The organism is Mucilaginibacter sp. 3215 (assembly GCF_050433785.1).
Taxonomy (GTDB): domain Bacteria; phylum Bacteroidota; class Bacteroidia; order Sphingobacteriales; family Sphingobacteriaceae; genus Mucilaginibacter.
Genome location: NZ_JBNPWO010000031.1, coordinates 33,846 through 49,799 on the forward strand (window position 1 = coordinate 33,846; position 15,954 = coordinate 49,799).

Genomic DNA, 15,954 nt, shown 5'->3' on the forward strand with positions numbered 1-15,954 from the left:
TATGAACCATCAACCATGAACTAACGAACCACCATCACCCAGCCGCTCATCACATTGCCATTCTTTAAATCTATCACATAATAATATGTTCCTGACGGAATATCCTGGCCGTTAGATCTGCCATCCCAGGCTTCAGGATAGCCTGTGCTTTTAAACACCAGTCCGCCATAGCGGTTAAATACCTGCGTTGTCGAGGTTTGGTAAGTATTCAACGCCTCTATCGCCCAGGTATCATTAACCCCGTCACCATTGGGTGTAAAAGTATTGGGGATAACTACTTTTTTATAAACACGCACAAATACCTGGTCGGTTGCTTCGTCACCGCAGCCCGAGTTTGATGCCACGTGCAGGGTGTAGGTGATATCTTCCATTGGTGAAGCGGTAGGCGTAAGCTCAAGGCTGCTGCTCAGGTTATCGGTCGGTGTCCAGTAATAGCTTACGTTGGTTCCTTTGGTGCTGCCGTTAAGTGTTGTTGACTGGCCCTGGGTAATGTACCTGTTGGGCCCGGCATTGGCCACAGGCTTTTTTATAATATCTACTTGTACTGTGGCTGTCGAGGTACAAGTGCCGTTACTTACTGTTACAGTATAAAGTGTATTATCTGTTGGGCTGGCTACCGGGTTAGCGATACTGGCATCTGAAAGGCCCGTTGCCGGCAACCATGAATAGGTTGAGCCTCCGCTGGCATTTAATGTAACCGAACTCCCCTCGCAAATTGGCTCAACCGCATCAACAGCCGCAACGGGCTGGGCGTTTACTACCACTGTCACTGGCACCACAACCTCGCAGTTAGAGGATGATTTAACCGTAACATGATATGTTCCTGCAGCAGCAGCGGTCACATTGCTGATAGTTGGGCTTTGAATGGCCGATGTAAAACCATTTGGCCCCGTCCATTGATAGCTCACCCCGGTTGATGCACTTAGCGTTAACGTTGTGCCTGCGCAAACCGGTGTATTGGCCGTTGCTGTTGATTGAGGCGGTGCGCCAACCGTAAGTGTAAGCACATTTGATGCAGACCGGCAAAGGGCCGAATTAATATTACCCGCCTGCGCCGTTACTGCCCGGTAGTAATAAGTACCAGCCACTGATGGCGATGTTATCTGGTAATTTGAACTGGTGTTATTTGCTCCGGTAAGATCCGTCCAGGCCCCACCGCCGTTTTTGTATTGCCATAAAACGGTATAGCCACTGGGGATGGTCGTATTGAGTGTATAGGTTTGCGGAACATCTGAACAGGCCGATGCTGTATTGGCTGAGTTTGAAGTGCTGAAGCTGGCCTCTATCACAGGACCATAAGGTCTGAAAACAATATCATCAATGGCAAGGTCATTGGCAGGGGCACCGCCGGCGCTGTTATTGATCATTTTGATCACCAGATCGCCGACACCAGCCGGTAGCGTAAAATTGAACGACTCCTGCACCCATTCATAATTGTTGCTTGTGCGGGCAATGGTGCCGGTATTAAAGCTTTGAATAATTGTTCCGTCAGTTTTTTCGATGGCGAAAGTGATGTTAGGCGGGCTGATATCATTGCTCCTTAACAAATTCACTACCCAGGCCGAAAACTGGTAGGTGGTATTGGAACATAAACCGGTAATGGCGCGCTTATAAAAATAATCGGTTTTGGATACGCTGGCATTTACCACCATCATATAGCCGCCTGTATTGCCTGTATGGTCTGTGGCCGACCACCAGACGTTGCCTGCACCCGCGGTAGTATTTTCAATTGTATACGAGCCGTCGCTTGGGAAATTGGCACTGCTATATGTATAACTGGTTGAGCCCGAATCGGCAGGCAAGGCACCGGAATGTGTTGAACTGCCTGAGCCAAAGGTAATGCTCACCACAGGATCGCCAAGGCTTTGCGCGTTTGTTTTACGAACTAATATAATGAGAAAAAAGCTGATTAGGGGGAGTAACTTTTTTGCTTCCAACGGAATACTGTTTTTAAAAAAGCGCCTGCATGTAACTACTAACACACAGACGCTACTATCGCAACTATTATGAAAAGGGGTATTAATAAACCATTTATGGGGTTATAATTGGTTTATGATATAAATATTGGGACAAAGCTGGTTTTCATCAATAATGTATCGATGAATAGCGCTTTTGTATTGGTGAATGTAAAAAGGATTTGCAAAAGAGTTTAAAACGCTTGTAAATAACCGGATAATCAATACCTGATCCGTTTGGATAACCGTAAACAGGGCAGTTCTACCAGGCGATAAAACAGGTAAGCAAAACTGATACTTACAGCGATGCCTGTTAAAAATTCAAACGCCCTGAATCCAAATGTTTTTGGCAGGTGCATACCCATAAAAGCTACAAGACTGCTCCCAACAACATCATGGGTAAGGTATAGCGAAAAAGAGATTTTGGAAAAAAACGCAATAACCGGGTGGCGTTTTAACGGCAATATTAAAAGGGCAAGTGCCGTAAGGCCGGCAGCCATAGGAAGCCACCCTGCACCATATAAACCAATGGCAGTTACAGCTACGCCATATATCAAAACTTCAGTTAACCCTCTTTTACCTGTCAGGTACAGGTAATATAATATCCCAAGAGCAAAAAAAGGAAAAACGTTTAACAGTGTTGATCCGGGTACGGGTATAAATAAAGGCAATAAGCAAATCAGGGGCAGGGAGATGGCGCCCCATTTTTTTATAATAATTGGAAAGAAAACGCCGATGAACAGGTAATATTGAAACTCAATCCCCAGCGTCCAGTAAACGGGGTTTAGGTATGGGCGACCAGTAAAATTGTTGATATAAGCTAAGTGGGTTAATATGTTACTGATATCGGGCCGATAATTTGTGTTTAATAAATACCCGGCCAAAATGGTTAATAATATGGAGGCTATGTAAGGTGGCTCAATGCGTGTTATTCTTTTTAAAATGTACTTGGGGAATAAGGCCCAGCTATAATTTTCAGGAATAGCCCAGCAAATTATAAAGCCTGACAACAGGAAAAACATTTGAACGCCCAGCCAGCCGTAGTGCAGGCCGGGTAATGATTTGCCGCCAAGATGAAACAAAGCTACCGCCAATGAAGCTATTGCCCTGATATAATCAACCTGCTGGATATGTTGCCTGGTTTTATTCTCTGTTAAAGTCATTATATAAAAGCCAGTTGATTAATTTTATTGATAAGCCAATCAAGAGAATTGCGTTCATTTTACTTCTGTTTCGACCAGTTGCGTGCAAAATCATTATAGCTTTCGCTTACCGGCAGCTCAACATTTGTAAGCCGCACCTTACGATTTTGAATAGACCGGATCTTGTTGACAGGTACGATATAGCTGCGGTGAATGCGCTGAAATTTGGCGGAGGGCAATTTCTCCAATACCTTTTTCATGGGTATCAGCGTAAGGATGGTTTTATCATTAGTGATATGGATCTTGATATAATCCTCCATACTTTCAATATATTCAATAGTATCCAGATCTATTTTAACCATGCGGTATTCGGAGTATACATACAGGCTTTCGTCAGTTTCGTCGTCGGTGGGCTTGTTTTTGTACTTGTAGTAATCAAACGCCTTTTCAACAGCTTTGGTGAAGCGTTTAATATCTATCGGTTTTAAAATATAATCAATCGCTTCCAGTTCAAAACCCTCATACGCAAACTTTTTATAGGCGGTAGTAAATATTACCATGGGTTTAGTCTGCAAAGAGCGCACAAGGTCAATACCGGTAACATCGGGCATGTTGATATCAACAAAAAGAAGATCTATTGGGGTGTTTTTTAAAAATTCGGCGCCGGTTATAGCATCTTCAAAAGTATTAACCATTTGCAATGCCGGGAAGCGTGATACATATTCGCTTATAAGCCTTAAGGCCAGCGGTTCATCATCAATGGCTATACATTTAAGCACCATAATTTAAGTTTGTAAAGTAAGTTGAACAATATACTCATTATTCAGGCTGCTTATATTGAACAAATGCCTGCCAGGATATCAATGTCCAGGCGCTGTTTGGTGTTGTTTATGCCGATGCCGGTATGCTGGTAATCACTTTTCCGTAAACCAAAAACCCGGTTTTTGCAGTAAAATGAAATATTGCGCTCATTAATATTAATTCTAATATCAATAGCAGCAGGTTCGCGCTTGCTTACGCCATATTTGCACTGGCCCCGGGTATTTAAAAAAACAGCGGAAAGGCCATGAACAGTCTTAAGTTAAAAGTCTGTAGTTTAAGTAGTAAGTGAAGCGTACAGGTCAACACGTCAAAGCTTCGATTCAGACTCAAAACTTACCCATGAATAGTTTCACCTTTACCGTAGTTCTGAATTACCTGGGCTTCATACTCCAGAAATTGTTTCCAGCGGGCTTCAACATCAATTTCTTCAGAGTATTTTTTGGCCAGCCGAATAAACATAGAGTAGTGGGTTGCTTCGCTTACCATTAGTTCGTGGTAAAAAGTTGCCAGTTGTTCATCATTAATATTTTCGGACAGCACTTTGAAGCGTTCACAGCTCCTGGCTTCTATCATAGCCGAAAACAGCAGCCTGTCAATCAGCTGAGCTTCGCGGCCACCGCCTGTGATGATAAATTTTCTGAGCTCGTTCACATAGTTGTCCTTCCGCTCGCGGCCGAGAATATAACCGCGTTTCAATATAATATCATGTACGCGTTTAAAATGATCCATTTCTTCCTGCACCAGCAGGGCCATTTCCTGTACCAATTCGCTCAGGTTGGGATTTTGAACAATAAGCGTAATGGCATTGCTGGCTGCCTTTTGTTCACAAAAAGCATGGTCTGTCAAAATTTCTTCAATATTGCTCTCTACCACGTTTTTAACCCAAAGCGGATCGGTAGGCAACTGCAGTTTTAGGATGGTTTTCTCACTCACAGCACAAAGATAGTTTTTGGAGGTGAAAGGTTAAAGGCGAAAGGTAAAAGGTATTTTTACCGTGGAGATAAAAAAATGAAGACCATCTTTGTGGGATAGTCTTCGTTATTAGCGCTTGATCCGGTATGAGTACCGGTTGCCGTGTTTAGCACATCATGCCGGCAGTAAAAACCATAACAGTTAAGTTTTTCTATACCATCAATTAAATCAACTAAAACTAAGCAGATCAATTGTAAATACCAAAACCGAATTTGCAGGGATGCTTCCGGCCGCACTATTGCCGTAGCCTTCTCTTGAGGGAATCAACAAAATAATCCGACCGCCGGTTTTTACATACGGCAGGCCCGATTGCCAACCCTTGATAAGGCCCTGCAGGCTTTGGTTAATGGTGCCCGAGTCAAATGTAGTTCCATCCAATAGTTTGCCGGTATAGGTTACTTTAACGGTCGATTTAATGGTTGGATTTGCACCTGTTCCCTGGGTTACTATCTTGTAATAAACACCAGAGCCATCAGCAGTAGCATGAAAAGCAGTGTCAGTACCGATATAAGCTTTAATAGCGGCATCATCCGTGGCTGCCTGTTTTGAGGCATCGAATTTGTCTTTTGAGCACGAGGTGAGGATCACCAATGGGGCGAATACGAATAATAGAAATTTCTTCATTAGTTAATAGTTCTGTTTGGATTAGTTTGACGCGTAAAAGCTACAGAACGCTACAATAATTGAACTTATTTTGGGAAGATTAGTTAAATTCTGTTAAATCGACAGTGAAAACCAATACCGAATTTTCGGGGATACGGCCTACGCCATTTGCACCGTAGGCAAGGCCCGAGGGTACAATGAGCAATATGGTGCCGCCTGCTTTTATCAACGGGATGCCTATTTGCCAGCCTTTAATCAAACGGTCTAACGAGCTTGAAAAACCGTTCGCTTTATCAACTACCATATCATTTAACAGCGCTGCGGTATAATTTACAGTGGCCAACGAATTTTCGTTAGGATTTCTCCCCTTGCCTTCGGATAAAACCTGGTAATAAATACCGGAGGGGTGTTTCTGCACTTTGATCTGGGGGTTGGCCTTCAGGTAAACGCGGATCAGCGAATCATCTGTTTTGGCTTGTTTAGCCCGGTTTAATTTCGCTGAGTTATAACATGACATCATCAGTGTAATAATAACCGCGCTTAGCAATAGAACATATTTTTTCATGATGGAGGTCCAAATAAAAGCCCCCTTTGCAATAAAGGAGGCTCAGTGTATGTTTTGGGTTAGTTAAACCGTTGTTTTTATTTTTAGTTCGGTCATTTGTGCTTCGGCAATGGTTGATGGCGAATCGATCATCACATCGCGGCCCGAATTATTTTTAGGGAATGCGATCACGTCGCGAATTGAATCCAAACCTGCAAATATCGATGCCAAACGATCGAAACCAAATGCTATACCACCATGCGGAGGTGCTCCATATTCAAAAGCATCCATCAAAAAGCCAAACTGTTTTTGTGCTTCTTCCGGCGAAAAACCAAGGTGCTTGAACATCAATGATTGCAAGCCGCGGTCGTGGATCCGGATAGAGCCACCTCCAATTTCGGTACCGTTGATCACCAGGTCATAAGCGTTAGCGCGTACTGCACCTGGTTCAGTATCTAACAAGGCAATATCCTCGGGTTTGGGTGAAGTGAACGGATGGTGCATAGCATGATAACGGCCACTTTCTTCGTCCCACTCCAGCAACGGGAAGTCAACAACCCATAGCGGCGCAAAAATATTTTTATCGCGCAGGCCCAAACGGCTGCCCATTTCTAAACGCAGTTCGTTCAGTTGTTTGCGAACCTTATCGGCGCTACCAGCCAGGATCAGCATCAAATCGCCTTTTTCGGCATTGAAAGCAGCAGCCCAGTTGGTCAGCTCATCTTCACTATAAAATTTATCAACCGATGACTTCAGGGTGCCATCCTCATTGTAACGGCAATAGATCATGCCGGTTACACCAATTTGCGGGCGTTTTAACCACTCGGTAAGTTCATCAACCTGTTTACGGGTATAACCTGCGCAGCCTTTGGCGTTGATGCCAACAACCAGTTCTGCATTATCAAAAATGCTAAATCCTTTGCCTTTAACAATATCATTCAACTCAACAAACTCCATCCCGAAACGCAGGTCGGGTTTGTCAGATCCGTATAAACGCATAGCATCTGAATACAACATGCGCGGCAGTTCAACCAAATCAATACCCTTTACAGTTTTGAACAGGTGACGTGTAAGGCCTTCAAAAATATTCAGGATATCTTCCTGGCTCACAAACGAAAGCTCGCAGTCGATCTGGGTAAACTCTGGCTGGCGGTCGGCACGTAAGTCCTCATCCCTGAAACATTTTACGATCTGGAAATAACGGTCAAAGCCGCTTACCATCAATAATTGCTTAAAAGTTTGGGGCGATTGCGGGAGGGCGTAAAATTCACCTGCGTTCATGCGGCTTGGCACCACAAAGTCACGCGCGCCTTCTGGAGTCGATTTGATCAGTACCGGGGTTTCAACTTCGATGAAATCAAGCTTATCTAAATATTTACGCACTTCCTGCGCCATCTTATGGCGAAGTACCAGGTTGTTGCGGATAGGGTTACGGCGCAGGTCGAGGTAGCGATATTTGGCACGCAGTTCCTCACCGCCATCGGTTTCGTCCTCAATCAGGAACGGCGGCAACTTGGCGGCATTAAGTACTTCAATATCAGTAACTGCAATTTCAATTTCGCCGGTTGGGATTTTGGTATTCTTGCTGGCCCGTTCAATTACATCACCGGTAACTTTGATCACAAACTCACGACCAAGCCCGCGGCTTTTTTCGCGCAGGGTAGCATCTGTATCTGTGTTAAATATCAATTGGGTTAAACCATAACGGTCGCGCACATCGATAAAAGTGGTACCGCCCAAATCGCGCGATTTTTGTACCCAACCGCATAAAGTAACGGTTTGGCCTAAATGGCTGATATTTAATTCGCCGCAGGTATGAGTTCTAAGCATAACAATGTTTTATAAAAGTCTGCAAAAGTAGGGTTTTAGTTGGAAGTCTGGAAGTCCGAAAGTCGGAAAGTCCGAAAGTAACAGTATTCTTTCTGCATATCTATAGGCTTACTGGCTTTTGAGTGCAGATATTCAGCTTTCGGACTTCCTGACCATTGACTTTCGGACTTAAATCCTATCTTTGCCTCAATAATTCTCAAGGGGTGCCTTGCTTTGGTTGCAAAACAAACTGCAGATTGTTTTACCAAACTGAAAGACGGGCTGAGATCATACCCAGGGAGTAAGTCAATAAGTACTAAGTTTTAAGCCTTAAGTCAAAGCGACTTTGGACTAACGACTTCCGGCTCACGACTTCCCCCCACACCTGATCCGGATAATGCCGGCGGAGGGATAAAGGTAAATAAGTTAAGTGTACTGCCGCGTTACCCTGGCGCGCAGATGGTTTAACTCAATTTTTGTTACAACATTTTGAAAAATTTATTTGTGGCTGTTATGGCCCTGTTGTTGCCTGTTATGGCATCGGCCCAGCTTTCCATTTCGGGGAAAGTAACCAATCAATCCGGCGAAGCATTGCCCGGCGCAACTATCACTATTTTAAACCCGCAGCAAAGCACTATTACCGACGCTGCAGGTAAGTATAGTTTTAACGATCTGAAAAAAGGCAATTATACCGTTAAAGTCAGCTATATCGGCTATCAACCTTTAACCAAAAGTGTTACACTTGCTGCTAATCAATCAATCAACTTTTTATTGGGCGGCAGTACATTTACTGCTGACGAGGTTACTGTAACCGCTACCCGTGCAGGTAAAAACTCACCTACAGCATTCACTAACCTCAGCAAAAAAGATCTCGAAAAAAACAACTTTGGTCAGGACCTGCCTTATTTGTTAAATCAAACGCCATCGGTAGTGATCAACTCGGATGCAGGTACAGGTATAGGTTACACAGGGATCCGCATCCGCGGATCAGACGCATCGCGCATTAACGTAACGGTTAACGGCATTCCTTTAAATGATGCTGAAAGCCAGGGCGCATATTTTGTCGATTTGCCCGATTTTGCATCATCTATCAACACCCTGCAAATCCAGCGTGGTGTGGGTACCTCAACCAATGGAGCAGGTGCCTTTGGAGGTAGTATCAATGTACAAACCGCTACCCGCAGGGATACCGCCTATGCTCAGCTCGATAACTCGGCAGGTTCATACGGTTCACTAAAAAACACCGTAAGCGTAGGGACTGGTCTGCTTGGCGGCAGGTTCAGTATCGACGGCAGGTTATCGCGCATCCGTTCCGACGGGTATATCGCCCGTGCATCGTCCCGGTTAAAATCCTTTTTTGTAAGCGGGGCTTATTATGGTGATAACAGTACTTTAAGATTAAATGTGTTCTCGGGCCATGAACGTACCTACCAGGCCTGGAACGGCGTAGCCGATTATGTAATAGGCGATGATACCCGCCCGGATAACCGTACTTATAACGAATTGGGAGATATGGGCAATGGCGCGTTTTATAAAGACCAAGTTGACGACTACCTTCAGAACCATTATCAATTACTATACGATAAAAAGTTTTCGGATAAACTCTCATTCAGCGGGGCTTTACATTATACCCATGGCGAAGGTTATTATGAAGAGTACAAAAAAGGTGATGCTGTAAGTAATTACGGCTTAACACCGGTTATTTATGGTACCGATACCATTTCAACCACTAATCTTGTTCGCAGGCTTTGGCTTAATAATGATTTTTATGGTGTTACTTATGCCTTAAAATATCAGCCAACTACAAAATTGAACTTTAACTTAGGCGGCGCCTATAACGAATATAAAGGAGCACACTATGGCAATATCATTTCTGCCGAAGAAAGCATAGGAGTAGGCCCTAACTACCAATACTATCGAGATGATGCCAAAAAGAAGGACTTTAATATTTTCGGCCGCGCCGAATGGCATGTAGAGAAATTTTTGCTGTATGCCGACATGCAGTACCGCCATATTAATTATTCGTTTTACGGCATCGACAAAAACCTGAATAATGCCCAGCAAACAGCAGAGTTAAACTTTTTTAACCCTAAAGCCGGGGTTACTTATCAATTTAACGGACATAGTAACTTATACGCTTCCTTCGCGGTAGGAAACCATGAGCCCAACCGCGATGATTATGTCGACTCGCCGCCGCAAAACCGCCCTAAATCCGAAAATCTGAAAGATTTTGAGGCTGGCTACCGCTTCAGCTCACCTGTTTTTAGTGGAGAGTTGAATGGTTTCTACATGCTATATAAAAATCAGTTGGTATTAACCGGTTCATTGAATGATGTAGGCAGCCCGGTGCGTACCAACGTAAAGGACAGCTACCGCGCGGGTTTCGAATTTAGCGGAAAAGTCAAAATCACTGATCAGTTAAACTGGAGTGCTACCGCAACCCTCAGCACTAACAAGATTAAAAACTATCACCAGTTTTTCTCCAATTATGATGATGGCTCACTTGTTGAGGAAACTTTTGCCAAAACAGATATCGCCTATTCACCGTCATTTACCGGTTCAAGTGTGATCAGTTACAGTCCTGTTAAAGACGGGGAAATTGCTTTCATCAGCAAATATGTAGGCAAGCAATACTTAGATAATACCATGAACCGTAATCCCGAAGGTTTTGGCATTGCGCCTGATAATGCTGCTAATCCTTATGCCGCCAACCGTTTGCTGAACAGCTTTTTTGTGAACGATGTGAGGTTGAGGTACAGCTTCAGTGTGCGCTCGGTTAAAAACATAACTGTTGGCCTGCAGGTTAATAATATCTTCAGCGAGAAGTATGAAAATAACGGTGCTACTTATCCGGATATTGAGGGGGGACACGTAATTAACTACAACTATTATTTCCCGCAGGCCCCGCGAAATTTTATGGCATCGTTGAGTCTGGGATTTTAAATGAGCACTAATTTTTACGAATTGGATCGAATTTTACGAATTGAGGATTAGGATATGCAACACTGGCTCGACCTGTTCGTTGAACAAATAAAGGAAACCACCTGGCTGCAATGGCTTGCCGTTGCGCTGGGTGTTACCGAGGTGCTGCTGGCCCGCATTAACAACATATTGCTGTACCCTGCAGGGATACTGGGTACTGCCATATCCATATTTTTGTTGATGGAAGTTCACCTGTATGCCGAATCGGTGTTGAACGGCTATTACATTGTAATGAGCATTTACGGCTGGATCCACTGGATAAAGAAGCGTAACGAACCGCCGGTAAAAATTACCTACTCCACCAAAAATGAATGGATAATAAGTTTGGCGATCAGCATTGTGGGATGGGTAGTGTTTTACTACATGATCAAGAACCTGCCTGCTAAATATTTCACCCCATCAAACGTGCCGGGCTGGGACGCTTTGGTATCGTCGACCGCCTGGGCAGGCATGTGGTTGCTGGCCCGCCGTAAAATGGAAAACTGGATCTTTCTGAACATTTCCAACTTTTTCGCGGTGCCGCTTCTGTTTTACAAAAAGCTACCTATGTTTGCCATGCTTACCATCTTCTTGTTTATCGTAGCGATATGGGGCTATTTTGAATGGAAGAAACAGGTAGAGCAAGGGAGATTGGTGGTTGGAGATTAGAGGTTAGGAAAAATGTTCAATGGCCAGGTTGTACCAGGTGTTCAATTTTAAAAAGGGTAAACACCCGGCGTTTTTTGAAAAATAAACATGGTTGATAGTCAGTGTTTTACGAATTGGTTGAAATTCAATTTTAATCAAATTGAACGCTTTTGTTCTGGTAATCAGTATTTTGTGTTTTTAAGGGCCAAAACATTGAACACCCGTTTTTCAAAAATTGAACACTGACAAAATACTGTCAGTATCTTTTGTTATCCTGAAGGTAAATTGAGTATTGTCTGTTACGCTTTAAGCCTTTTGCTTTCAGCTTTAAGCTAAATAAAAAATGCATCCATCACAAAATTTAAAACCCGAGTGGGTTGATATCATCCGGAAAGATGCTCCTGCAGCTGAGCAGGCAGGCAAGCTGCAGCCCGATCAGCTGGCGCTTATTTATGGACAGGGCTGGTTTAAATTTTTAGTACCGAAAGCTTATTCCGGTTTGCAATTAGCGTTGCCGCAAATGGTACGGCTGGAAGAAAGTTTGGGCTGGGCAAATGGCAGTTTGGGTTGGGTAGTAACCCTTTGTGCAGGTGCAGGTTGGTTTGGTGGATTTCTGGATCCGGCTTTAGCTGCAGAGATCATGACCAATCCGCAATTGTGCCTGGCAGGTAGCGGTGCATCAACAGGTACAGCTACCATCAGCGGAGATGGCTATATCATCAACGGTACCTGGAAATATGCCAGCGGTGCACATCATGCAACACATATCACTGCAAATTGCATCATTAAAAAAGGCGATGAAACTGTTTTGAATGATGAGGGCGAACCGCTGATACTTCCTTTTATTTTTGATAAAAAAGATGTTCATGTTTTCCCGGCCTGGAAATATGTTGGCATGATGGCCACCGGAAGTGATGCCTATGAAGTAAAAGGCCTGTATGTTGATAAGAACCGCAACTTTAAGATCGATCCGCAATACACAGTTGTCAATGAGCCGTTGTACCGCTACCCCTTTCTCCAATTAGCTGAAGCAACTTTAGCAGCGAACCTTTCGGGCCTGGCGGTTCATTTTCTTGACCTCTGCGGACCTGCCTTTGATGAACGGATGAAAAACCCGCGTTTAACCGAGCCTCAAAAAGGATACATTAAACAATTACTGGCCGATCAAACCACCTTACTCAATGAAATCCGTGCGGAATTTTACGAGGCTGTTGATAACTCATGGAACAACTTTGACTCGGATGATAATAATGGCTTACAGGAAGTAAGTTTAATGAGCCGGAAGCTGGCCAAAGTTTCGCGCGAAAGTGTGGATAAGCTTTATACCTACTGTGGTTTATCTGCCGCCAACCCGGATACGGAAATTAACCAGGTATGGCGGGACCTTCATACCGCAGGTCAGCATTCGCTGTTAACCTTTGAATCGATTGATTAAAAGATATTCGTTTAGCTCGTTCGTGCCCCCGGAAAAAATCGGAATGACATTTGAAATTTATTTAAAGATGGTGCATGGGGCTGCGTTAGGGATGGAAGCGGATACCGGCCTGTGGATAAGGCCTTGTGCAGTATGAGCGTACAGCCCGGGCCGCAGGCAACGCCCATATTTATAAATCAATTAAAAAACGCATCCGATAATCAATAACTTACATTTACGTCATAAAGTCCCTTCAGAGCCTCTTGCAGAGAGACCCTGAGGGAACATAAACTTTATTCCGGTAAAACACACCTTTCGCCTTTTACCTTTATCCTTTCACCTCAAATCAAACCTTCGCAAATTTCTTCACCGTTTCGGTTACATGTGCCAAATGGTGGTTGCTGTGCCATGCGTATAGGGCCAGTCCTTTTTTCAGCGATATCGTTTCGCCCGAGGCCGGGTGAACAAATGTGCGTGCCCATTCGTTTTCGGTGAAACTTTCAAACAGGGCTACAAAATGCTGATGGATGCCTTCCAGCATTTTTAATGATGGCTCAACCGGCAGGCGATAATCTGGTAGTAGCGCCCAGTCGGCCTCTTCATATGGCTTTATAGTTGGGTTATTTTCGGTAAGGGCAAGCTTAAAGCGGGTAATGGAATTCATGTGGCTATCGGCCAAATGGTGAATCACCTGGCGCAGTGTCCAGCCGCCGGTGCGGTATGGCGTATCCAGTTCCTGGTAATTAAGGCCGGCAATTGCATGACGCAGCTTCCCCGGCAGGGTAGCAATATCTTCAATCCAGCCGCGCATATCTTCGGTAGTGTAAGAAGCCGGGGGCGCAAACTTTCCTATAGGGTATTTCATTTGTTCGTCTGTCATCATAAATGTTAAAAAAATTTAAATTAGGTATTATTTTATACTACCACAAGCTTTTGACCTATTTTAGCGTTCTGTAGATTGTTAATTTAACTAATGATAAAAAAGTTACTGGCGGTACTTTTAGTTTTTAACTGTACGCTATCCTTTGCGCAAACCATTAAAACCGATATATTAGTTGTAGGCGGAAGCGCAAGCGGAACAGCGGCCGCCATACAGGGTGCACGAAGCAAACTAAAAACCATGCTGGTTGAACAAGGCCCCTGGCTTGGCGGCAGCATGACAGCTGGCGGGATGAGCATAGTTGAAGGTAACCGCAATTTACCAACAGGCATCTGGGGCGAGTTCAGGCGCAGGGTAAGGGATTTTTACAGCAAAACCCCGGGTTATGATACGGCTTACAATGCTACGCTAAGATTTGAACCTTATACCGGGGCGGCTATCCTCAAAAAAATAACCGATACGGTAAAAAACCTCACTATAAAATTAAATACCCCATTTACAGGTATTAAAAAAGATGGCACCGGTTGGGATGTAACTATCACTCTCGACGGGAAAACCGCTACCGTAAAAGCCAAAGTAGTTATTGATGCTACCGAAACCGGCGATGTGGCCGCCAAAGCAGGCGAAACCTATGTTTATGGTTTTGAGAGTAAAAAGCAAACTAACGAAGCCCTGGCGCCCGATAATGAATCGGCACAGTTGCAGGACCTTAGCTGGATTGCTATTTTGAAAGATTTTGGTGCCGCGGCAGATAAGACCATTCCCAGGCCCGAAGGCTATGATGCCTCTGCTTATGCCTGTCTAAAAGGAAAGGATCTTAAGCAAATGCTCAATGATGGCAAGCTGCCCAACGATAAATACATGATCAAATGGGCCGAATGCGGAAACCAATTCCCTGTTACCCCTGATAATTTAAAGCCGGAAAACCGGGAAGCTTTTTATGCCAAAGCACGCTTGCATACTTTAGGTTTGATCTACTATCTGCAAACCGAACTGGACTATAAAAACCTCGGGTTGGACGAAGGCTTTACTACACCCGATCATTTGCCATATCTCCCATATTTGCGCGAAGCTGGTCGCGCGACAAAAGGATTGGTGAGGATGATGCTGGATGATGTGTACAAACCTTACGACCGCGAATCAAAACTTTACCGTACAGCCATTGCCGTTGGCGATGCCTCGCCGGGGCAGCATTATACAGATGCCAATGCTCCGAAAGTTAATTACCCGCCTTTCCCTTCCTATGGCGTACCGCTGGGGGCTATTGTGCTTAAAGATTTAGACAATTTACTAGTAACGGAAAAAGCCATGTCGGTAACGCACCTGGTAAATGCCAGTACCATGTACCCCTCGGTACAAATGGCCATTGGACAGGGTGCCGGTGCAACCGCAGCCTATTGCGCCTTTTTTAAAACCACTACGCAAAACTTAAATGTGCGGATAATCCAGGGGGAACTGCTCGACTTTAAAGCCTGGATCATGCCCTTTGCCGATATTAAACCAACCGATCCGTATTTCCGGGCCATGCAACAGATAGGGGCTTCAGGGTTATTAAAAGGTGTACAAAAAGCAGATGGCAATACCGCGCGTTTGTTATTTCAGCCTGATTCCTTAGTTGCCACAGCCGAAATCAAACCAACGCTGGAAGAGATTTATACCCGGGGCTTTTTATGGTTTAATAAAGAGAAGCCCGGCCCGGTGTTCACGGTAGGAAACCTATTATCGTTTATTAGCGAAACTACGCTAACCGATCCTCACACTTTGGAGATTGCCATGCAAAAGGCCTGGAAAGATCAATATAAATTCAGTTCTGCTTTTGATATGAAACGGCCGGTAACCCGTCGTGAGTTTGCTATACTGGCCAACAGGTTTTTTAATCCTTTTGCACGGTCGGTGGATATTGCGGGGAGGATGGTGAATTGACGATCATTTAAAAATATCATTTTGACCTAAAAAGAGAAGTGCTGTTCGAAGTCTCTGACTTCGAATTAAGTATGCCTGCAGTCTGAGACGACAGAACCCAAAACATTTCCTGTAGTTATAAACTACAAATATAATGGTCCAAAGTCAAAGACTTCGGGCAGTGGGGGTGACATGATTAAAAACGGGTGTCATCCTGAGTGTTTAAATCCGTGGCCTCTGAAGGTGAAATGACATAGATTTGCTGAACCGTGCAGTGTGGCCGACCGAGTTATAGTGCTTAT

The 15,954-nt window shown here is 44.3% G+C and carries 12 protein-coding genes; 4 read left to right on the forward strand and 8 right to left on the reverse strand.

The window, feature by feature from the left end:
* Positions 1-20: 20 nt before the first annotated feature.
* The 7 genes from ABIC84_RS27115 to aspS all read right to left on the reverse strand — a co-directional run bounded on the left by ABIC84_RS27115 (position 21) and on the right by aspS (position 7,868).
* Positions 21-1,937, reverse strand: a complete 1,917-nt coding sequence (locus tag ABIC84_RS27115) for a gliding motility-associated C-terminal domain-containing protein (protein ID WP_426583780.1) — start codon at positions 1,935-1,937, stop codon at positions 21-23.
* Between the two features lie 239 nt (positions 1,938-2,176).
* Positions 2,177-3,118, reverse strand: coding sequence for an acyltransferase family protein (locus ABIC84_RS27120; protein ID WP_176625741.1), 942 nt, complete (start codon positions 3,116-3,118; stop codon positions 2,177-2,179).
* Positions 3,119-3,177: 59 nt separating this feature from the next.
* Positions 3,178-3,879 (reverse strand): LytR/AlgR family response regulator transcription factor, encoded by a 702-nt coding sequence (locus ABIC84_RS27125; protein WP_090532092.1) that lies wholly within the window; start codon positions 3,877-3,879, stop codon positions 3,178-3,180.
* A gap of 373 nt (positions 3,880-4,252) precedes the next feature.
* Complete coding sequence (locus tag ABIC84_RS27130; RefSeq protein WP_429265593.1) at positions 4,253-4,852, reverse strand: tRNA-(ms[2]io[6]A)-hydroxylase; 600 nt, start codon at positions 4,850-4,852, stop codon at positions 4,253-4,255.
* A gap of 207 nt (positions 4,853-5,059) precedes the next feature.
* Positions 5,060-5,515, reverse strand: coding sequence for an FKBP-type peptidyl-prolyl cis-trans isomerase (locus ABIC84_RS27135; RefSeq protein WP_426583785.1), 456 nt, complete (start codon positions 5,513-5,515; stop codon positions 5,060-5,062).
* A gap of 79 nt (positions 5,516-5,594) precedes the next feature.
* Positions 5,595-6,059, reverse strand: coding sequence for an FKBP-type peptidyl-prolyl cis-trans isomerase (locus tag ABIC84_RS27140; protein ID WP_429265594.1), 465 nt, complete (start codon positions 6,057-6,059; stop codon positions 5,595-5,597).
* Positions 6,060-6,122: 63 nt separating this feature from the next.
* On the reverse strand, positions 6,123-7,868 hold the full coding sequence (gene aspS / locus ABIC84_RS27145) for an aspartate--tRNA ligase (RefSeq protein WP_429265595.1): 1,746 nt from the start codon (positions 7,866-7,868) through the stop codon (positions 6,123-6,125).
* A gap of 468 nt (positions 7,869-8,336) precedes the next feature.
* Between aspS and ABIC84_RS27150 the strand changes: the two genes are divergently transcribed.
* From ABIC84_RS27150 to ABIC84_RS27160, 3 genes are all read left to right on the forward strand, one after another.
* The gene (locus tag ABIC84_RS27150; RefSeq protein WP_429265596.1) at positions 8,337-10,790 is read left to right on the forward strand and encodes a TonB-dependent receptor; all 2,454 of its coding nucleotides are present in this window, start codon (positions 8,337-8,339) and stop codon (positions 10,788-10,790) included.
* A 54-nt stretch (positions 10,791-10,844) separates the two neighbouring features.
* Positions 10,845-11,477, forward strand: a complete 633-nt coding sequence (gene pnuC / locus ABIC84_RS27155) for a nicotinamide riboside transporter PnuC (protein ID WP_429265597.1) — start codon at positions 10,845-10,847, stop codon at positions 11,475-11,477.
* A 322-nt stretch (positions 11,478-11,799) separates the two neighbouring features.
* Positions 11,800-12,891 carry an acyl-CoA dehydrogenase gene (locus ABIC84_RS27160; RefSeq protein ID WP_429265598.1) on the forward strand — a complete coding sequence of 364 codons (1,092 nt, stop codon included), beginning with the start codon at positions 11,800-11,802 and terminating at the stop codon, positions 12,889-12,891.
* A 325-nt stretch (positions 12,892-13,216) separates the two neighbouring features.
* On the opposite strand, the gene ABIC84_RS27165 is transcribed toward ABIC84_RS27160, so the two are convergent.
* Positions 13,217-13,753 (reverse strand): YfiT family bacillithiol transferase, encoded by a 537-nt coding sequence (locus ABIC84_RS27165; RefSeq protein ID WP_090532080.1) that lies wholly within the window; start codon positions 13,751-13,753, stop codon positions 13,217-13,219.
* Positions 13,754-13,843: 90 nt separating this feature from the next.
* Here ABIC84_RS27165 and ABIC84_RS27170 point away from each other — a divergent pair, with 90 nt between their 5' ends.
* On the forward strand, positions 13,844-15,673 hold the full coding sequence (locus ABIC84_RS27170) for an FAD-dependent oxidoreductase (RefSeq protein ID WP_429265599.1): 1,830 nt from the start codon (positions 13,844-13,846) through the stop codon (positions 15,671-15,673).
* The last annotated feature ends 281 nt before the right edge of the window (positions 15,674-15,954 follow it).

Bases quoted from the DNA above. Each gene is read 5' to 3' on its own strand.
- ABIC84_RS27160 (WP_429265598.1), top strand. From the start codon at position 11,800: ATGCATCCATCACAAAATTTAAAACCCGAGTGGGTTGATATCATCCGG.
- ABIC84_RS27135 (WP_426583785.1), bottom strand. From the start codon at position 5,515: ATGAAGAAATTTCTATTATTCGTATTCGCCCCATTGGTGATCCTCACC.
- ABIC84_RS27125 (WP_090532092.1), bottom strand. From the start codon at position 3,879: ATGGTGCTTAAATGTATAGCCATTGATGATGAACCGCTGGCCTTAAGG.
- ABIC84_RS27165 (WP_090532080.1), bottom strand. From the start codon at position 13,753: ATGATGACAGACGAACAAATGAAATACCCTATAGGAAAGTTTGCGCCC.
- ABIC84_RS27140 (WP_429265594.1), bottom strand. From the start codon at position 6,059: ATGAAAAAATATGTTCTATTGCTAAGCGCGGTTATTATTACACTGATG.
- aspS (WP_429265595.1), bottom strand. From the start codon at position 7,868: ATGCTTAGAACTCATACCTGCGGCGAATTAAATATCAGCCATTTAGGC.
- ABIC84_RS27120 (WP_176625741.1), bottom strand. From the start codon at position 3,118: ATGACTTTAACAGAGAATAAAACCAGGCAACATATCCAGCAGGTTGAT.
- ABIC84_RS27170 (WP_429265599.1), top strand. From the start codon at position 13,844: ATGATAAAAAAGTTACTGGCGGTACTTTTAGTTTTTAACTGTACGCTA.
- pnuC (WP_429265597.1), top strand. From the start codon at position 10,845: ATGCAACACTGGCTCGACCTGTTCGTTGAACAAATAAAGGAAACCACC.